The sequence below is a fragment of the Planococcus sp. MB-3u-03 genome, assembly GCF_002833405.1.
Classification (GTDB): Bacteria; Bacillota; Bacilli; order Bacillales_A; family Planococcaceae; genus Planococcus.
Genome location: NZ_CP025135.1, coordinates 2,107,221 through 2,125,271, shown reverse-complemented (window position 1 = coordinate 2,125,271; position 18,051 = coordinate 2,107,221). Strand labels below are relative to the sequence as shown.

Genomic DNA, 18,051 nt, shown 5'->3' with positions numbered 1-18,051 from the left:
GTTTGCCGATCCTGAGGAAACCGGCTTGCCGTTCGCTTCTCGTCACGAAGGGTTCATGCATGCATGTGGGCACGATATCCATATGGCAGTCGCGCTCGGCTTGCTGGAACAGTTGCTTGAACATCCGCTGGATAACGATGTAGTGATCTTGTTCCAACCTGCCGAAGAGGGCCGGGCGGCGCACAGCCGCTTCTTCAATGGCTCGAAAAGAGCGTCCGGATCTTTGCCGGATGAACTTTTCGCCTTGCACATTGCACCTGAACTGCCGGTCGGCACTGTAGCGACGAAGCCTGGTCTTCTCTTTGCCAACACATCGGAATTGTTCATCGATCTGCACGGCAAAGGCGGCCATGCCGCTTACCCGCATCAGACGCGCGATATGGCGGTTGCAGCAGCGGCTTTATTGATGCAATTGCAGACCGTCGTTAGCCGCAATGTCGACCCGATGGATTCGGCCGTTTTGACGGTCGGGAAGATGTCTGCCGGCACTGTGCAGAACATTATCGCTGAGCGGGCACGCCTGGAAGGGACAATCCGCACCTTGACGCCTGAGTCGATGGAAAGCGTGAAAAACGCGTCGAATCGCTGTGCCGGTCGATCGAAGAAGGCTATGAATGCCAAGTGTCGATCGATTATGGAGCGAACTATCGCCAAGTGGACAATGACGAACAGCTTGCTGAGTCGTTTTGCGTTATGCACAGGATGCTCCGGACATACAGGCTGTCCGCAGCAAAGCCGCCATGACGGGTGAAGATTTCGGTTATTTCACCGAACGGCTGCCGGCTTTGATGTTTTGGGCAGGGGCCGGCTCCGATTACGGCTTGCATCATGCCAAGCTGGCGCCGGATGAGCGGCTTCTGTCGTTCATGCCGAAGTTTCTCTATGAGTATTTCAAGCAACGTTAAAAAGCGAGACGCCGCTATTGGCGTCTCGCTTTTCAGGCTGTCGAGAAAGCTAAGAAATCGTATTTTCCGAAGCTTATCGCTCGCTTTCCGTGGGCTCGCGCCCAAGCCTCCTCAGTCGCTTTGCGCCTTGCGGGGTCTCGGTCGTCTCGCTAATCCACAGGAGTCGAGCGAACGCTTCTCCAAATACTTAGAAAGATCATTGATAATTGAATGTAGAAAAATGACTCCATTCTAGTTCGTTATGGATTAATAGACTTCTTCAACACTCTGAAAAAGCGAGATGCCGCTATGGCATCTCGCTTTTATGTTGGTTAACTGTTGATTCAGCTGCTGCGGCTTTCCTGCAACAGTTCTTTTCTTCGTGTCGACCAGTTAAAGGCAATGAAGAAGCAGACGAGCAGGATGAAGGTTCCTGTGATGTACGGGAAGCTCATGTCGATGTCGAACAGAATCCCGGCAAGTGCAGGCCCGATCATATTCCCGAGGCTCATGTAAGCATTGTTCATCCCAGCCGCATATCCTTGCGAGTCGCCGGCGAGTTTTGAAATGAGTGTGTTGATTGCCGGGCGCAGGAGGGAGGCGGCAGTGAAAAGACAGCTGCCACGAATAGGATCGTCCAGAATGTATTGACGAAGAGAATGCCAATCATTGCAGCGGCTGAAATGAGCAGATTGACGAGGATGACGCGCATCTCGCCGAAACGCTTGAACAAACTGTCGATGACGAAAGTTTGGACGATGACGCCGACAAAACCGCCGACAGTGATGACAACCGAGATTTCCTTCGGCGTGAATTGAATTGCTTATCGACATATAAAGCGATTGTCGATTGGAAATTCGACAGGCCGAACGCAAAGATGAACATGACAAGCAGCATGACAAAATACGGTGTAGACAGAGCGTTTCATCTGCTGGTACAAATTCTCTCGTTTATAGTCCACAGCCTGCACGGCCGGTTTGACATTCGGCAAGGCGAAGAAGGAGAGCAAGGCGGACAGCAAAGCGACAGAGGTCGCAACATAAAACGGGAATTGCAGGCTGACTTCGGAGAGGAAGCCGCCGATGCCCGGCCCGATCATGAAACCGAGAGACATCGAAGCGCCGAGCAACCCCATTCCTTTGCCCCGTTCTTCGTAAGTTGTGATATCGGCCACAAATGCCATCATCGGCGGGATCAGGAATGCGCCGCCGACGCCGCTGAAGAAGCGTGCGAGATAGAGGACCCACAATTCGGTTGCCATGCCGAAGAGCAGCTGCGACAAACCGAATACGACCAGGCCGAAAATGATCAAGTTTTTGCGCCCGTATTTATCGGAGAGTTCTCCGGAAATCGGCGAAAATAGAAATTGGGCAAAAGCGAAAGTGGCGATCAAGGTGCCGAGCGCTTGGCCTGCGACGCCGAATGTTTCTAGATAAGCGGGCATGATCGGGATGATGAGGCCGATTCCGCTCATGGCGATGAACATATTGAACATGAGTATATATAAGGCGAATTTAGTTGATTTGACGGCCATGAGCCTAACCTTCCCTCGTTATTATTTCGTGTGGCTAAATTTCGGTATTATGAACTTATTTACTATACCTTATTTAAACGGAAAAAAACAGGCAGAAGTTCTGCCTGTCATTTTTCCATATCCATCTTGAATTCCAAAAACAGTTCATTGTAGACGCCGAGCATTTCGAGCCCGAGGTTTTCATAGACTTCGAGGCGGTCGCGCATTTCTTCTGTCGGATAGAAGCGCTCATCTCCTGTCACTTCAGGATCCATCAACTCGAGTGCGGCTGCATTCGGGGAAGAATAGCCGACATAATCCGCATTTTGCGCAGCTACTTCAGCATCGAGCATGAAATTGATGAACTGATGTGCGCCGTCGACATTGCCGGCTGTCGACGGGATGATCATGTTATCGAACCAAAGATTGGAGCCTTCTTCCGGCACTGCATAATCGATGTCTTCATTGATCCACATCATATCCGCAGCTTGCCCCGACCAAGTGACGGCAACTGCCGCTTCCTCGCGGCGCATCATTTCGACGATTTCATCGCCGATAATCGCTTTGACGTTGGGCCCGAGTGTTTTCAGTTTATCGGTAGCTTCGCGCAATTCCCCAAGATCGGTGGAGTTCAGCGAATAGCCGAGGCTGTTCAAGCCCATGCCGATGACCTCACGGGCGCTGTCGACCAGGATCACTTCCTGTTCGAGGGTCGGATTCCACAGGTCATCCCAGCTTTCGAAAGTCTGCCCTTCGAGAAGTGTGGGGTTGTAGGCGATGCCGACGGTTCCCCAGAAATACGGGATGGAATATTCGTTGCCCGGGTCGAACGGCAAATCCAAGAAATACGGATCGATGTTTTCGAGATTCGGGATCTTGCTTTGGTCGATCGGCAACAGCAAATCGTTTTCCTTCATTTTTTCGATGGCGTATTCCGACGGCATGGCGACGTCATAAGACGTTCCTCCCTGCTCAATTTTTGTCATCATCGATTCATTCGAATCAAATGTCTCGTAGATGACCTGGATGCCGGTTTCTTCTTCAAATTGGCTGATCAGTTCGGGATCGATGTATTCGCCCCAGTTATAGACCGAAATCGAGCCGCTGCCGCTGGTGGCAGAACTGCTCTCCAACAGATGCACGGCATAGAACAGGACGGCGGAAATGATTACGATGGCTGCACTAGCTCTAATGATGCCTTTCATGGTCGTGTCCCTCCTGTTCCAGCGTTCGTCCCGGAGCGCTGATTAAAGAAATAGTATCCGAGGACAAGGCCGAGCGTCACGACAAAAATCAAAGCGGACAAGGCATTGATGGTTAGCGTGATGCCTGCTCGCGCCATCGAGTAGATCTCAACGGACAATGTCGCAAAGCCGTTGCCGGTGACAAAGAACGTGACGGCAAAATCGTCGAGTGAATACGTCAGCGCCAGGAAAAAGCCGGCGAATATCCCCGGTTTGATGTAAGGGATGATGACGCGTGTCAAAATATCACGCTGCGATGCCCCGAGGTCCGTCGCCGCATCAATTAAGCTTGAGCTCATTTCCTGCAGTTTCGGCAAGACCATGATGACGACGATCGGGATGCTGAAGGCGATATGCGACACCAGGACCGACGCGAAGCCGAGCTTGACGCCGACCATCGTGAAGAGGATCAGAAACGATGCCCCGATGATGACATCCGGGCTGACGATCAACACCGTGTTCAAGGACAGTACGGCGCTGCGCATTTTTCGGTTGCGCAGGAAAATAATGCCGATCGCGCCGAGCACGCCGATCGCTGTCGAGATGAGCGCTGACAGCAAAGCGACGATGACGGTGTTCAAGACGATGATGAGCAGGCGCGTGTCATTGAATACAGCCGCATAATGCTCCCACGTGAAATCTTCAAAGCCGGACATGGTGCCGCCACTATTGAAGGAATAGAAAATCAAATAGAAAATCGGGGCATAGAGAATAAAAAAGACGAATGCCAAATAGATTTTGGCGGGTTTACTTAACTTTGCCATTCAATGCCCCTCCTTTCTCTTTCGGGCCTGTGAGCAGCATAATGATGATCATGAACAAGATCAAGAACACGGCAATTGTCGAACCCATGCCCCAGTTTTGCGTAACCAGGAATTGCTGTTCGATTGCAGTACCGAGCGTGATTACTTTATTGCCGGCGATAAGCCGTGTAATGACGAACAAGGACAAGGCCGGGATGAAGACGGCTTGCACGCCGGATTTGACGCCATTGATCGCCAGCGGGAAAATGACGCGGCGGAATGTCGTCCACTGGGATGCGCCGAGGTCGCGTGATGCATCAATCAAAGCCGGATTGATTTTGTCGAGCGAGTTGAAGATTGGCAGCACCATGAACGGGATGAAAATATAAACTGCGACAAAAACGAAGCTGAAATCGGTGAACAGGATCTGAAGCGGTCCCGCACCGAAAAATTGGATCAATTGGTTGGCAGGCCCGTACAGCCCGAAAATGCCGATGAACGCATAGGCTTTGAGCAACAGGTTGATCCATGAAGGGATGATGATCAACAGCAGCCATAATTGCTTATGCTTTGTTTTCGTCAGCCAGTAAGCTGTCGGGTAGGCAATCAGCACCGAAATGAAGGTAATGAGGAAGGCGTACCAGAACGAGCTGAGCGTCATGCGGAAATACGTCGATGAAAAGAAATTCGCGTAGTTTTCCAGAGTGAAATCACCGGCTAAATCAAGAAAAGAAAAATAGACGACGAGTGCGATCGGGGCGATGACGAATAACAAAATCCATATATAATAAGTCGCCAGGTACCATGGGCGTGCTGAACGATTAGTCATTGGAACCGGCTCCGTAAGACTCAAGCCTTGCATCGAACGCTTCTTCGGATTCGTTCAAGCGCATGACGTGAATCGCTTCCGGATCGAAATCGAGGCCGATCTGTGCGCCGACTTCCACGCGTTTAGTCGAATGCACCAGCCATTCGTTGCCCGTTTCGTCGTAAGTGGAGATTTCGTAATGGACGCCGCGGAACAATTGGCTATCGACATGCACCGCCATTTTGCCGGTTTCCGGCTTGGTAATCTCCAAATCTTCCGGGCGGATGACGATTTCCACTTGTTCATTTGGACTCAAGCCTTTATCGACGCATTCGAATTCCTTATTGGCAAAGCGCACGCGGTAATCAGCGACCATGACGCCTTCAGCGATATTCGATTCCCCGATGAAATCGGCGACAAAGCGGTTGATCGGCTCGTCGTAAATATCCATCGGCGTGCCGCTCTGTTGGATTTCCCCGGCATTCATGACGAAGATTTCATCGGACATCGCGAGTGCTTCTTCCTGGTCATGCGTGACGAACACGAAAGTCTTGCCGAGCCGCTGCTGCAGCTCGCGCAATTCATATTGCATTTCAGTGCGCAGCTTCAAGTCGAGTGCGGACAGCGGTTCATCGAGCAGAATTACTTCCGGGTCATTGATGATGGCGCGTGCGATGGCGACGCGTTGGCGCTGGCCGCCGGACATTTCATGAATTTCGCGGTTTTCATAGCCGCTCAAATTGACGAATGCCAAAGCTTCTTTGACGCGGCGCTCGACTTCCGCTTTTTTGATTTTCTTGATGCGCAAGCCGAATGCGACATTTTCGAATACATTTAAATGAGGGAACAGTGCATAATCCTGGAATACCGTGTTCACTTGCCGCTCATTTGCCGGGATTTTATTGACTTTCTTGCCTTTGATATAGATGTCGCCGCTTGTTGGCTGATTGAATCCGGCAATCAATCGCAAAATCGTCGTTTTGCCGCAACCGGAAGGGCCGAGCAATGTGTAGAATTTACCTTTTTCCATTTCAAAACTGATATTGTTCAATACATTGCCCGCGCCTTCGAAAGTTTGGACAACCTTATCAAAGCGGATGATCGCTTGGTCCGTCATAATATACCTCCTGGATTATAAATAAGATTTCGTCGCGACGATGATCATTTCTGCACGGCCCGTCGAATGGTTCGCTAATTGGTGTTCATGGTCCGCGCTATAGTAGATGGAATCGCCGGCTTTAGCCGTATAGGACCGGCTGCCAATATCCAGGCGAACTTCACCTTTTAGGACATAGACGAAAGTTTCGGATGCCGAGGGCTCAAAAGTTTTAAAATGCCCCGATGCTTCCAAGGTCAGGTAAACCGGTTCCATTTGCTTCTTATTGGATGTCGGCACGAGCCAATCGATTTCATAGCCAGCTTCACGGTCGATATGGACCGTATGATCTTCTTCCTTGAAGACGAGCTTTGCCTCTTCGGCATCCGTGAAAAATTCTTTTGGAGTCGTTCCAAGGACTTCAAGAAGCGAAAATAGCGTTTCGATGGAAGGGGAGTTCATGTCGCGTTCAAGCTGTGAAATGAATCCTTTGCTCAAGTCCGTCCTCGAGCCGAGCTCTTCTTGTGTCAATCCGTTCTTCAGCCGCAGATTCTTGATCTTTTTGCCGATTTCCATACAGTCTCCTCGATTCTTCAGTAGTGGTACAATATAGAAAGAAATTGCGATAGGTGGTGCGAACCCCATCATTCAGATGAAATAAATGCAAATGGCTTGAATGGTTGAATGAAGAGAGGGTAGTTTAGTAAAAATATACTTTTAGTTTAGTTAAAGTATTTATTCATTATACAAAACCTGCGTTGAAATTCAAGGGGAAAAAACTTTGAAAAATGAATCCGAATCTATTGCAATCAGCAAGGGCAATTACTATTATAGAGAAAGTGCAAAAGCCAAAAAGTCCACAAAGACTGATATAGAAGTTTTCGGTTGTGCAAAATTGACAGATGACAGGGATATAAAAGCCCAACCAACTACGGGAGTGATCAACTTGAACGGAAAGATGAATTTTTTCCTCGACCCGAAAAACCGGGTAGCGCAAAAACCCTCAATTATGAATTATAAACAAGACGAAAAAGGGCTTTATCTATTAGCCGACAAGAAGTTCATCAATTGGATGGACGTCCACACGTTTTGCCATACGTGCATGGACCCACTGACTTTCGACAATGAATTCGACGCAAGCTATTGCGCAAGCTGCAACGAGTGGCGCGAGGAGCGCTGCAGTGACATCAGCTGCGAATACTGCGAGAATCGTCCTGAACGGCCGCTCGATCCCCGCAAATAAGCGGGGCTTTTTTTATGGGCGAAAGAAGGATATGATGAAGAAGAGCAAACAAGAAGATGGGGGATGGACATGAAAAAGGAATTCGTGGTAATAGGCTTAGGGCGTTTCGGCGGAAGCATCGTCCGGGAACTGATCGAACAAGGCGCTGACGTGATGGCCATCGATAAAGATCATGAGCGGGTGGATGAATTCGCTTCGATCGCAACGCAAGCTGTCGTTGCCGACACAACAGACGAATCGGTATTAAAATCCCTCGGGGTCCGCAATTTTGAGCAGGTCATCGTCGCAATCGGTGAAAATATCCAAGCGAGTATCCTGACGACGCTCATGCTGAAGGAAATCGGCGTCAAGAAAATCACCGTCAAAGCCCAAAACGATTACCATGCCAAAGTGCTGCACAAAATCGGGGCGGACAAAGTCGTGCATCCGGAGCGCGATATGGGCATTCGGATCGCCCATAATATCCTATCGAACAATGTGCTCGATTATCTAGAGCTATCTGACGAGCATTCGATCATGGAGATCAAAGCGAACGATAAACTTGCGGGTTATACCTTGATTGAATTGGACATCCGTGCAAAATACGGCATCAATATCGTCGCAATCAAAAGAGGCGACGATATCATTGTATCTCCGCAAGCGGATATGGAAATCGAGCGGGACGATATTCTGATCATCATCGGATCCGATGCTGATATCAACCGTTTCGAAAAGAAAGTCATGAACTAAGTAAAGCAAAAAAAAAAGAAGCCGCTAAGGGCTTCTTTTTTTATACTTCCATGATCACTGGGAGGATCATCGGGCGGCGTTTCGTTTTTTCGTAAAGATACGGCCCGAGGACATCTGAAATTTCGGTCTTCAGTTCAGCCCAGTCGGTATTTTTGCTGTGAATTTTTTTGTTCAAGTGGCGGTTCAGCATCTGCTGAGCCTCGTAGATCATCGTGCCGGATTCGCGCATATAGACGAACCCGCGTGAAATGAGGTCAGGTCCTGACACCATGCGGCTTTTCTTCTTGTCGACGCTGACGACGACGATGACCAGTCCTTCTTCAGACAGCACGCGGCGGTCACGAAGGACGATGTTGCCGATATCACCGATTCCGCTGCCGTCAATGTAAACATCGCCGGAAGGGATGCGGCCCGCAACAGAAGCCTCGTCTTGGCCAAGCGCCAAGACATCGCCATTTTCCATGATGAAGGTATTTTCGCGCGGAACGTCGCAGTCGACTGCGAGTTCTGCGTGTTGAGCCTGCATCCGGTATTCGCCGTGGATCGGCATGAAGTATTTCGGCTTGATCAAGCGCAGCATCAATTTGTTTTCTTCTTGTGAACCATGCCCGGATGTATGAATATCATTCAATGAGCCATGGATGACATCAGCACCTGCACGGAACAATAGGTTGATCGTGCGGTTGACGCTGCTCGTATTGCCCGGAATCGGGGAAGACGAGAAGACGACCGTATCGTTCGGCTGGATCTGGATTTGACGATGTGTACCGTTAGCGATCCGTGACAGTGCAGCCATCGGTTCGCCCTGTGAACCTGTACATAGGATGACGACTTTATCGGCAGGCACCCGGTTCAAGGTTTGCGTATCGATAAACGCATCTTCGGGAGCCGTGATATAGCCGAGTTCACGGCCAATCGTCATGGCATTATCCATGCTGCGGCCGAAAACGGCGATTTTGCGGCCTTGGCGCACAGCTTCATCAGTTACTTGTTGCAAACGGTAAATATTGGAAGCAAAAGTGGCGAAAATCAAACGCCCTTCAACTTTCCGCATGATTTCTTTAATGGTTTCGCCGACTTTGCGTTCGGACATGGTGAAATTCGGGATTTCAGCATTGGTCGAGTCGGACAATAGGCATAATACCCCTTCACTGCCGATTTGGGCCATCTTCAAGAGATTGGCCGGTTCACCGACTGGAGTGAAGTCAAATTTAAAGTCACCCGTGTGGACGATGCTGCCGGGTGGTGTTTTGACGACTACGCCAAAAGAATCCGGGATACTGTGGGTCGTGCGGAAGAAACTGACCGAAGTTTTGCGGAATTTAATGACATCTTCCTCTTCAATTTCGATCATTTTTGTCTGGCGCAGCAAGCCGTGCTCTTCCAGTTTTTTACGCAATAAGCCAAGTGCTAGCTTACCGCCATAGACTGGCATGTTCACTTGCTTGAGCAGGTAAGGGATACCGCCGATATGGTCTTCGTGGCCATGGGTAACAAAGAGGCCTTTGATTTTATCGGCGTTTTTGACTAGATAAGTGTAATCCGGAATGACGTAATCGATTCCGAGCAAATCGTCTTCCGGGAATTTAATGCCGGCATCAATGAGGATGATTTCATCCTGGAATTGGACACCATAAGTGTTTTTGCCGATTTCGCCCAGTCCGCCGAGCGCGAAAACAGCTGTTTGATCATTTTTCACGAATTTCATTATGCGTCGATAGACTCCACTTTATAATCTTGGGAGGCTTGTTCATATTCGAGGTGCTGGCCTTCTAAAAGCTGCACGAGCTCGATATTGAAGTTGCGGTCCTTCAGGTGGTAACGGACTTCCCGCTCGGTGGAAGCTTCTACATACAAACTTTGTGTGTTTTCGCGAACTGGTACTTCAAAACGGTTTTCTTGGTAATATACTTTAAAAATCATATTTTGCTCTCCTTTTTCCACGTTCAATATAAATGCACTTTCTTTATATTATCATGTCATTGTTTTAAAATAAAGAATAGCCCTCCTATTTATTAAGAAGGGCCGAAACAAACCTTATGCTATCTTCTTTTTGTTCATAATACCGTTGAGCTGTCTGAGTAGTCTACGTTTCAACCGTTTCAGCATGGCTCACTACTCCTTATGTATAGTATACTGTTTTTTCTGACAAAAGCAAAGAGGGCGTATTAAGAAATGCCCCAAAAGATTGGAGATAGGAATATGTCGAAATTATTATTATTGGATATCGATGGCACCTTGCTCGATACGAACAAGCAATTGCCGGAAGCTACGAAACAAGCATTGATTGCAGCTCGCGCGAACGGGCACCAGTTGGCCATTGCGACGGGCCGTGCGCCGTTTATGATCGGTTCGTTGCTTGAGGAATTATCGATTGATACGTATATTACGTTCAATGGCCAATACATTGCCTTTGAAAACGAAGCGGTGCATAAACAGGCCATCGATTCCGAGACTTTGGAAAAAGTGCTGGCATTTGCAGAGCAGCGCGACCATCCCTTGGTTTTCTTGAACGAGCATAAGATGGTCTCTTCCATCGATTTTCATCCGGACATCGACGAAAGCATCAAGAGCTTGAAGTTCCCGCATCCGGAAATGGACAAAGACTTTTATCGCACGAATGATGTGTACCAGGCGCTGGTGTTTTGTGAAGAGCATGAAGAGAGTCAATACCATGAAGAATTTCAAAACGTGGATTTTGTCCGCTGGCACCGTGTATCGTGCGACATTCTTCCGAAAGGCGGCAGCAAAGCGGAAGGCATCAAGCAATTGATTCGCGCGACTGGCCATCGCCTGGAAGATACGATTGCATTCGGCGACGGATTGAACGATCTTCAAATGATGGAAATCGCCGGCTTCAGCGTTGCGATGGCGAACGGCCACGAAGAAACGAAGAAACGCGCAAACCACATCACAGGTCATGTAGACGAAGGTGGGCTTGCCAGCGCATTCGAGTTCCTCGGCCTGAGCCGTTAATCTTTTAGCCAGTCCAGGAGTTTTCAATTCCCATAGAAAAACCCCGTCCCCAAAATTGGGGCGGGGTTTTGTCATTCCACCGTTTCAGTCTGAAGGTCGATGGCAGAAGCATTTTCGACTTCCTTGAACGGGTCATTCGGGTTGATGTGATCGTAGAACATGATGCCATTCAAATGATCGAGTTCGTGTTGGAAGGCGATGGCTGGAAGGCCTTTCAATCGCATCTTGAACTCTTCACCGGAAAGCGTATAGCCTTTGACGGTGACGCGGGCATAACGCGGAACATAGCCCGGAACTGAACGGTCGACGGACAGGCAGCCTTCTCCGCCGGACAAATAAGCTTTCTCGACAGAATGGCTGACGATTTTCGGGTTCACTGCGACCAAGCTCAAATTCTCGCCGGAATGTTCGTCAAAATGCAAAGCGAAAATCCGTTTGGAGACATTGATCTGGGGGGCGGCAATCCCGACGCCCGGACGCAAATCGTATTTCTCCGCCAGCTCGTCATCCTGGCTGTTCTTTACATATTCCAAAAGCTCTTCACCGAGCTTGCGGTCTTCTGCGGAAAGCGGGAGCTTGACCTCTTCGGCTTTCTGGCGAAGAGTGGGGTGCCCTTCACGGATAATGTCATTCATCAAAATCACGTATGTTCATCCTTTCATGGTTCTCACTAGTATCCCTATTGTAGCGTATGATCGCATTTTTGAAAAAAGAAAAAGCTCTTCCCGTTATTGTATTTTTCCGATATTCATTCTATAGTTAATTCATGGAAATCAAGGGGGACTTTATTGTGAAGAAACTAGCCATCGCCACGGTTTTGACCGGCACTCTCTTTCTTTCGGCATGTTCAGGGGCATCGACAGAGGAGCAGCTGAACGAAATCTTGGAGACGACTTTCGAAGAGGAAGCCGAGTACCGGGATGTGCAGAGCGAATTGCAGAGCCGTGAACAGAACGAGCAAGAGATCTTCGAATCGATCATGGCCTTGACCAAAGAGCAGCAGGCAGAAGTGGAAGAGAAGTCTCAGGAAGCAGTCGCTTCTGCCGATGAGCGGCTTGACTTATTGGAGACGGAACGCGAATCGATGCAAAGCGCTGCTGAAGAATTCACTGGAATTGACGAATTGATTGAAGAAACGGAAGAGGAAGCCGTCAAGTCGGATCTCCAAGCGCTGAAAGAGCGAATGGATGAGCGCTTCGCGAAACATGGTGAATTTATGGATGCCTACCAGACACTGATCGAACACCAGAAAGAATTATATGCGATGGTGGCGGAAGAAGATATGGATCTTGCCACTCTTCAAGACAAGACCAATGAAGTGAATGAGCAGAATGAGTTGGTCCAAGAAGCCGTAACAGCCTTCAACGAACAAACGGAACAGTTCAATGAGCTGAAAAACGAAACCATTGAAAAAATGAATGCAGAAAACGACTGAGCAGCCGCTGTGGCTGCTTTTTTCTGTGCTATAAAAGTCCGGCGGAATGATGGTGTATTATAATACAGGTGGTGTTTTCTTTGTAGTACAGTTACAGTTATTTTTAAGATCTGCCAAAACGGGTATACACGTATAATGTATTGTTCTTCTATGATTGACCGTAATATTGTGGTGGCGTATACTGAAAAAGAATGTGGCGATTGTATCACTAAGCTAGTGTTAAAATTTTAATACAGATAAAGGAGAGTTGCTTTTATGGCTGCGAAAAAGAATCAGCAATTCGATCCGGTGGAAACACTCAATGCGATCGAAGAAAAGTTCGAAATGGTTCAAGTGTTGAACGAAGAAGGCGAAATTGTTAATAAGGATTACGATCCGAATTTGTCCGATGAGCAATTGGAAGAATTGATGAGACGTATGGTTTATACGCGTATTTTGGACCAGCGTTCGATTTCATTGAACCGCCAAGGGCGTCTAGGATTCTACGCACCGACTGCAGGGCAGGAAGCGTCTCAATTGGCTTCTCATTTCGCGTTGGAGAAAGATGATTTCATCTTGCCGGGCTACCGTGACGTACCGCAATTGATCTGGCACGGCTGGCCGTTGCACCAAGCGTTCTTGTTCTCGCGTGGACATTTTAAAGGAAACCAGATGGCTGAAGGCTTGAACATCTTGCCTCCGCAAATCATCATTGGTGCCCAATTCATCCAGGCAGCAGGTGTTGCACTCGGTATGCAAAAGCGTAAAAAAGAAGCGGTCGCTGTCACCTATACAGGCGATGGCGGATCATCACAGGGCGATTTCTACGAAGGCATCAACTTTGCCGGAGCATTCCGCGCACCTGCGATTTTTATCGTACAAAACAACCAATTCGCGATTTCGACACCGCGTGAATTGCAGACATCAGCAAAAACGATTGCACAAAAAGCAGTATCAGCAGGGATTCCAGGAGTGCTTGTTGATGGCATGGACCCGCTTGCAGTATACGCTGTGACGCGTGATGCACGTGAACGCGCTGTGAAAGGCGAAGGGCCGACATTGATCGAAACAATGTGCTACCGCTACGGGCCGCATACGATGGCTGGGGATGACCCGACACGCTACCGTACTTCAGACATCGACAGCGAGTGGGAGAAGAAAGATCCGCTCGTACGCTTCCGTAAATACTTGGAAGCAAAAAAACTGTGGAATGAAGAAAAAGAAAACGAAGTAATCGAGAAAGCAAAAGAAGAAATTAAAGCGGCGATCAAAGAAGCAGATGGCACGCCGAAACAAAAAGTTTCTGACCTTCTCGGAATCATGTACGAGGAAGTTCCATTCAATGTACAGGAACAGCTCGATATTTATAAAGCAAAGGAGTCGAAGTAAGCCATGGCACAAATGACGATGATCCAAGCGATTACGGACGCTCTGAAAACAGAAATGAAAAACGATGAAAATGTTCTTGTTTTCGGTGAAGACGTAGGTAATAACGGCGGTGTATTCCGCGCAACTGAAGGTTTGCAAAAAGAATTCGGCGAAGATCGTGTATTCGATACGCCACTCGCTGAATCAGGAATCGGCGGCCTAGCGATCGGTCTTGGATTGCAAGGCTATCGCCCGGTACCGGAAATCCAGTTCTTCGGCTTTGTTTTCGAAGTAATGGACTCCATCAGCGGCCAAATGGCGCGTATGCGCTACCGCAGCGGTGGCACGTTGACATCGCCGGTGACAATCCGTTCACCATTCGGCGGCGGCGTACACACGCCGGAAATGCACGCTGATTCATTGGAAGGGCTCATGACTTCACAGCCTGGTTTGAAAGTAGTCATCCCAGCAACACCATACGATGCGAAGGGCTTGTTGATCTCTGCAATCCGCGATAACGACCCGGTCATTTTCCTGGAGCATATGAAATTGTACCGTTCTTTCCGCCAAGAAGTGCCGGAAGAAGAATATACAATCCCACTCGGCAAAGCAGATGTGAAACGTGAAGGTACAGACCTTTCCATCATCACTTACGGTGCTATGGTGCAAGAGAGCATGAAAGCAGCTGAAGAATTGGAAAAAGATGGCCACTCAGTGGAAGTCATCGATTTGCGCACAGTTCAGCCGCTTGATATCGAAGCGATTATCGCATCCGTTGAAAAGACGAACCGTGCAATCGTTGTACAGGAAGCTCAAAAACAAGCTGGAATTGCAGCGAATGTCGTAGCTGAAATCAACGACCGCGCAATCTTGAGCCTTGAAGCTCCAGTACTCCGCGTAACAGCACCGGACTCTGTCTTCCCATTCTCGCAAGCTGAGCAAGTTTGGCTGCCGAATGCAAAGGATATAGTAGAAACAGCGAAAAAAGTACTGAATTTCTAATTTCCGGATAGCGGCATTGAGACACCGCTCGTTCCAGCGCGAAATCAGAAAAACAGCCTGAATTCAGCTTAACCGGCTTTCGCATAATGAAAGCCGGTGCTGAATCATTGCTATAACAGCAGCATTCCATATGGCGCGCCGTATCGAATGTACAATAGAAAGGGTGACTAGAATGGCTTTTGAATTTCGATTGCCGGATATCGGTGAAGGTATCCACGAAGGTGAAATAGTAAAATGGTTTATCAAGGCCGGAGACACGATCGAAGAAGATGATATTCTGTGTGAAGTACAGAATGATAAAGCGGTCGTAGAAATCCCGTCTCCTGTTTCAGGAACCATCGAGGAAGTACTCGTAGAAGAAGGAACAGTCGCAGTCGTCGGAGATGTACTCGTGAAAATCGATTCTCCGGATGCGGATGACGTTCACTTCAAAGGTGGAAAAGACGACGAAGAAAAACCTGCCCCTGAAGCAAAACAAGAGGAAACGCAGGAAGAAACAGAAGAACAGGTCCAATCAGGAACAGCTGAATCTGGTGAAAATGTCGATAAAGAGCCGGTTCCGGAAAGCAAGCCAGAAGGCGAAACCGGCGCAGGCGACCAGCCGCAAGCAGATGAAGCAGACAGCGATCCGAATAAACGCGTCATCGCGATGCCATCTGTGCGTAAATTCGCTCGTGAAAAAGAAGTTGATATCAAGAAAGTCAAAGGGTCTGGAGACAACGGCCGTATCATGAAACAAGATATCGAAGCGTTCTTGGACGGTGGACAGGAACAAGAAGCCCCTGCAGCAGAGCAGGAAACAGCTCCACAAGAAACACAGGAAACACAAGAAGCTCCTGCAGCATCAGCAGCTCCACAAGGCGACTTCCCGGAAACACGCGAAAAAATGTCACCTATCCGCAAAGCAATTGCCAAAGCGATGGTGCATTCGAAACATACGGCTCCTCACGTCGCATTGATGGACGAAGTCGATGTGACCGAACTTGTCGCACACCGCAAAAAGTTCAAAGACATCGCAGCCGAAAAAGAAATCAAGCTGACGTATTTGCCGTACGTGGTCAAGGCATTGGTCAGCACATTGCGTGAATTCCCGGCACTCAATACATCTTTCGACGATGAAACGAGTGAAGTAATCCAAAAGCATTATTACAATATCGGTATCGCTGCAGATACGGAAAAAGGCTTAATGGTTCCAGTCGTTAAAAATGCTGACCGCAAATCCGTCTTCGCCATTTCCGATGAAATCAACCAGCTTGCAACGAAAGCGCGTGATGGCAAATTGTCATCTGCTGAAATGAAAGGCGCTTCATGCTCGATCACGAATATCGGATCTGCAGGCGGCCAATGGTTCACGCCAGTCATCAACCACCCGGAAGTTGCTATCTTGGGCATCGGGCGCATTGCTGAAAAACCGGTAGTGAAAAATGGTGAAATTGTAGCAGCTCCTGTGTTAGCATTATCATTGAGCTTCGATCACCGCATGATCGACGGAGCAACCGCACAACACGCATTAAATCACATCAAGCGTTTGTTAAGTGAACCAGAATTACTATTAATGGAGGCGTAAAACTTATGGTAGTAGGAGATTTCCCAATCGAAACAGACACGCTCGTCATCGGCTCAGGCCCTGGCGGCTATGTCGCAGCTATCCGTGCAGCACAGACTGGCCAAAAAGTTACCATCGTTGAGAAAGAATACATCGGCGGCGTTTGTTTGAACGTCGGCTGTATCCCTTCAAAAGCGATGATTTCTGTCGGCCACCGTTTTGAAGAAGCCCAGCATTCCGATGAGATGGGCATCGTGGCAAAAGAAGTTTCCTTGAACTTCGAAAAAGCACAAGCGTTCAAAGATAGCGTCGTCAAGAAATTGACTGGCGGCGTCGAATCTTTGCTAAAAGGCAATAAAGTGGAAATCGTACGCGGCGAAGCATATTTCGTGGACGAGAACACTGTTCGCATCATGGACGCGGACTCTGCCCAAACGTATAAGTTCAAAAACGCGATTATCGCAACGGGTTCACGCCCGGTTGAAATCCCAACATTCAAATACTCAGAGCGCGTCATCGATTCAACAGGCGCCCTTGCGTTGAAAGAAGTTCCGAAAAAACTTGTTGTCATTGGCGGCGGTTATATCGGGACTGAGCTTGGAACGGCTTATGCGAACATGGGTTCTGAAGTGACAATCCTTGAAGGTGCACCGGATATCCTTGCCGGATTCGAAAAGCAAATGACATCAATTGTCAAAAAAGGCTTGAAGAAAAAAGGCGTCGAAGTCATCACAAAAGCGTCAGCTAAAGGCGTAGAAGAGTCAGATTCAGGCGTTTCGGTTTCATACGAAGCTGGCGGCGAAGAGAAAACAATCGACGCGGACTATGTATTGGTTACTGTCGGTCGCCGTCCGAACACGGATGAAATGGGCCTTGAAGAGCTCAACATCAAAATGGGCGAGCGCGGCCTTATCGAAGTCGACAAGCAATGCCGTACAAGCATCCCGAACATTTATGCGATCGGTGATATTGTGGCAGGACTTCAATTGGCGCATAAAGCTTCATACGAAGGTAAAATCGCTGCTGAAGCGATTGCCGGCGAAAAATCAGAAGTCGATTACTTGGCAATTCCAGCGGTTTGCTTCACAGACCCTGAACTTGCAAGTGTTGGTTTGACTGAAGAGCAGGCAAAAGAAGAAGGCTTTGAAGTAACAGCTGCTAAATTCCCATTCGGCGCAAACGGCCGTGCTTTGTCACTGAACGCTGCAGAAGGTTTCGTGAAACTTGTCTCTCGTAAAGAAGATGGGTTGCTATTAGGCGGGCAAATCGTCGGAGCAGGCGCTTCCGATATGGTTGCAGAAATTGGCTTGGCCATCGAAGCGGGCATGACTGTGGAAGACATCGCGATGACAATCCACGCTCACCCGACTTTGGCTGAGATCACAATGGAAGCGGCAGAAGTGGCTTTAGGCACGCCGATTCATATCATCAAATAAATAGTTTTGGAAGGACCGCAAAATGCGGTCCTTTTTTCTATGCTTTGTG

At 48.6% G+C, this 18,051-nt stretch carries 18 protein-coding genes and 1 pseudogene; 10 read left to right on the top strand and 9 right to left on the bottom strand.

The window, feature by feature from the left end; all coding sequences use genetic code 11:
- Positions 1-25 precede the first annotated feature (25 nt).
- Both CW734_RS11975 and CW734_RS19060 read left to right on the top strand, forming a co-directional pair.
- Positions 26-751, top strand: a complete 726-nt coding sequence (locus tag CW734_RS11975; protein WP_232787042.1) for an amidohydrolase — start codon at positions 26-28, stop codon at positions 749-751.
- Entirely contained in the window at positions 741-905 is a 165-nt protein-coding gene (locus CW734_RS19060) for a hypothetical protein (protein WP_232787041.1), read from the top strand. The genes CW734_RS11975 and CW734_RS19060 overlap by 11 nt, the downstream gene beginning before the upstream one ends.
- Positions 906-1,228: 323 nt before the next feature.
- Here the strand turns inward: CW734_RS19060 and CW734_RS11970 are convergent.
- From CW734_RS11970 to CW734_RS11945, 6 genes and pseudogenes are all read right to left on the bottom strand, one after another.
- Positions 1,229-2,418 (bottom strand): annotated as a pseudogene (locus CW734_RS11970) (MFS transporter).
- A 107-nt stretch (positions 2,419-2,525) separates the two neighbouring features.
- On the bottom strand, positions 2,526-3,602 hold the full coding sequence (locus tag CW734_RS11965; protein WP_101190630.1) for an ABC transporter substrate-binding protein: 1,077 nt from the start codon (positions 3,600-3,602) through the stop codon (positions 2,526-2,528).
- Positions 3,599-4,405: an ABC transporter permease gene (locus CW734_RS11960; RefSeq protein WP_101190629.1), complete on the bottom strand. Its 807-nt coding sequence runs from the start codon at positions 4,403-4,405 to the stop codon at positions 3,599-3,601. Before CW734_RS11960 ends, CW734_RS11965 begins: the two co-directional genes overlap by 4 nt.
- On the bottom strand, positions 4,389-5,213 hold the full coding sequence (locus CW734_RS11955; protein ID WP_101190628.1) for an ABC transporter permease: 825 nt from the start codon (positions 5,211-5,213) through the stop codon (positions 4,389-4,391). The genes CW734_RS11960 and CW734_RS11955 overlap by 17 nt, the downstream gene beginning before the upstream one ends.
- A complete protein-coding gene (locus tag CW734_RS11950) occupies positions 5,206-6,309 on the bottom strand; it encodes an ABC transporter ATP-binding protein (protein ID WP_101190627.1) in 1,104 nt (367 codons plus the stop codon). Before CW734_RS11950 ends, CW734_RS11955 begins: the two co-directional genes overlap by 8 nt.
- 15 nt (positions 6,310-6,324) lie before the next feature.
- Positions 6,325-6,864, bottom strand: a complete 540-nt coding sequence (locus tag CW734_RS11945; protein ID WP_101190626.1) for a helix-turn-helix domain-containing protein — start codon at positions 6,862-6,864, stop codon at positions 6,325-6,327.
- A 370-nt stretch (positions 6,865-7,234) separates the two neighbouring features.
- On the opposite strand from CW734_RS11945, the gene CW734_RS11940 reads away from it, so the two are divergent.
- Positions 7,235-7,531, top strand: a complete 297-nt coding sequence (locus CW734_RS11940; protein ID WP_058383452.1) for a hypothetical protein — start codon at positions 7,235-7,237, stop codon at positions 7,529-7,531.
- Positions 7,532-7,600: 69 nt separating this feature from the next.
- Positions 7,601-8,260, top strand: a complete 660-nt coding sequence (locus tag CW734_RS11935; protein ID WP_058383816.1) for a potassium channel family protein — start codon at positions 7,601-7,603, stop codon at positions 8,258-8,260.
- 40 nt (positions 8,261-8,300) lie between these two features.
- Here CW734_RS11935 and rnjA read toward each other — a convergent pair whose 3' ends face one another.
- Both rnjA and CW734_RS11925 read right to left on the bottom strand, forming a co-directional pair.
- Entirely contained in the window at positions 8,301-9,968 is a 1,668-nt protein-coding gene (gene rnjA / locus CW734_RS11930) for a ribonuclease J1 (protein ID WP_101190625.1), read from the bottom strand.
- The gene (locus tag CW734_RS11925) at positions 9,968-10,183 is read right to left on the bottom strand and encodes a DNA-dependent RNA polymerase subunit epsilon (RefSeq protein WP_101190624.1); all 216 of its coding nucleotides are present in this window, start codon (positions 10,181-10,183) and stop codon (positions 9,968-9,970) included. Before CW734_RS11925 ends, rnjA begins: the two co-directional genes overlap by 1 nt.
- 279 nt (positions 10,184-10,462) lie before the next feature.
- Between CW734_RS11925 and CW734_RS11920 the strand changes: the two genes are divergently transcribed.
- The gene (locus CW734_RS11920) at positions 10,463-11,236 is read left to right on the top strand and encodes a Cof-type HAD-IIB family hydrolase (protein WP_101190623.1); all 774 of its coding nucleotides are present in this window, start codon (positions 10,463-10,465) and stop codon (positions 11,234-11,236) included.
- 71 nt (positions 11,237-11,307) lie between these two features.
- Here CW734_RS11920 and def read toward each other — a convergent pair whose 3' ends face one another.
- Positions 11,308-11,880: a peptide deformylase gene (def, locus tag CW734_RS11915; RefSeq protein WP_101190622.1), complete on the bottom strand. Its 573-nt coding sequence runs from the start codon at positions 11,878-11,880 to the stop codon at positions 11,308-11,310.
- 146 nt (positions 11,881-12,026) lie between these two features.
- Between def and CW734_RS11910 the strand changes: the two genes are divergently transcribed.
- From CW734_RS11910 to lpdA, 5 genes are all read left to right on the top strand, one after another.
- The gene (locus CW734_RS11910; protein ID WP_232787040.1) at positions 12,027-12,671 is read left to right on the top strand and encodes a YkyA family protein; all 645 of its coding nucleotides are present in this window, start codon (positions 12,027-12,029) and stop codon (positions 12,669-12,671) included.
- A gap of 255 nt (positions 12,672-12,926) precedes the next feature.
- Complete coding sequence (gene pdhA, locus CW734_RS11905) at positions 12,927-14,039, top strand: pyruvate dehydrogenase (acetyl-transferring) E1 component subunit alpha (RefSeq protein ID WP_101190620.1); 1,113 nt, start codon at positions 12,927-12,929, stop codon at positions 14,037-14,039.
- A gap of 3 nt (positions 14,040-14,042) precedes the next feature.
- Positions 14,043-15,020, top strand: a complete 978-nt coding sequence (locus CW734_RS11900) for an alpha-ketoacid dehydrogenase subunit beta (RefSeq protein ID WP_101190619.1) — start codon at positions 14,043-14,045, stop codon at positions 15,018-15,020.
- 172 nt (positions 15,021-15,192) lie between these two features.
- On the top strand, positions 15,193-16,587 hold the full coding sequence (locus CW734_RS11895; RefSeq protein WP_101190618.1) for a dihydrolipoamide acetyltransferase family protein: 1,395 nt from the start codon (positions 15,193-15,195) through the stop codon (positions 16,585-16,587).
- A gap of 5 nt (positions 16,588-16,592) precedes the next feature.
- Positions 16,593-18,002, top strand: coding sequence for a dihydrolipoyl dehydrogenase (lpdA, locus tag CW734_RS11890; RefSeq protein ID WP_101190617.1), 1,410 nt, complete (start codon positions 16,593-16,595; stop codon positions 18,000-18,002).
- Positions 18,003-18,051 lie beyond the last annotated feature (49 nt).

What these genes read in the sequence shown, in the direction of transcription:
- CW734_RS11960 (WP_101190629.1), bottom strand. Translation starts at nt 4,405, where the DNA reads ATGGCAAAGTTAAGTAAACCCGCCAAAATCTATTTGGCATTCGTCTTT.
- CW734_RS11925 (WP_101190624.1), bottom strand. Translation starts at nt 10,183, where the DNA reads ATGATTTTTAAAGTATATTACCAAGAAAACCGTTTTGAAGTACCAGTT.
- CW734_RS11955 (WP_101190628.1), bottom strand. Translation starts at nt 5,213, where the DNA reads ATGACTAATCGTTCAGCACGCCCATGGTACCTGGCGACTTATTATATA.
- lpdA (WP_101190617.1), top strand. Translation starts at nt 16,593, where the DNA reads ATGGTAGTAGGAGATTTCCCAATCGAAACAGACACGCTCGTCATCGGC.
- pdhA (WP_101190620.1), top strand. Translation starts at nt 12,927, where the DNA reads ATGGCTGCGAAAAAGAATCAGCAATTCGATCCGGTGGAAACACTCAAT.
- CW734_RS11950 (WP_101190627.1), bottom strand. Translation starts at nt 6,309, where the DNA reads ATGACGGACCAAGCGATCATCCGCTTTGATAAGGTTGTCCAAACTTTC.
- rnjA (WP_101190625.1), bottom strand. Translation starts at nt 9,968, where the DNA reads ATGAAATTCGTGAAAAATGATCAAACAGCTGTTTTCGCGCTCGGCGGA.
- CW734_RS11895 (WP_101190618.1), top strand. Translation starts at nt 15,193, where the DNA reads ATGGCTTTTGAATTTCGATTGCCGGATATCGGTGAAGGTATCCACGAA.
- CW734_RS19060 (WP_232787041.1), top strand. Translation starts at nt 741, where the DNA reads ATGACGGGTGAAGATTTCGGTTATTTCACCGAACGGCTGCCGGCTTTG.
- CW734_RS11945 (WP_101190626.1), bottom strand. Translation starts at nt 6,864, where the DNA reads ATGGAAATCGGCAAAAAGATCAAGAATCTGCGGCTGAAGAACGGATTG.
- CW734_RS11900 (WP_101190619.1), top strand. Translation starts at nt 14,043, where the DNA reads ATGGCACAAATGACGATGATCCAAGCGATTACGGACGCTCTGAAAACA.
- CW734_RS11920 (WP_101190623.1), top strand. Translation starts at nt 10,463, where the DNA reads ATGTCGAAATTATTATTATTGGATATCGATGGCACCTTGCTCGATACG.
- CW734_RS11935 (WP_058383816.1), top strand. Translation starts at nt 7,601, where the DNA reads ATGAAAAAGGAATTCGTGGTAATAGGCTTAGGGCGTTTCGGCGGAAGC.
- CW734_RS11965 (WP_101190630.1), bottom strand. Translation starts at nt 3,602, where the DNA reads ATGAAAGGCATCATTAGAGCTAGTGCAGCCATCGTAATCATTTCCGCC.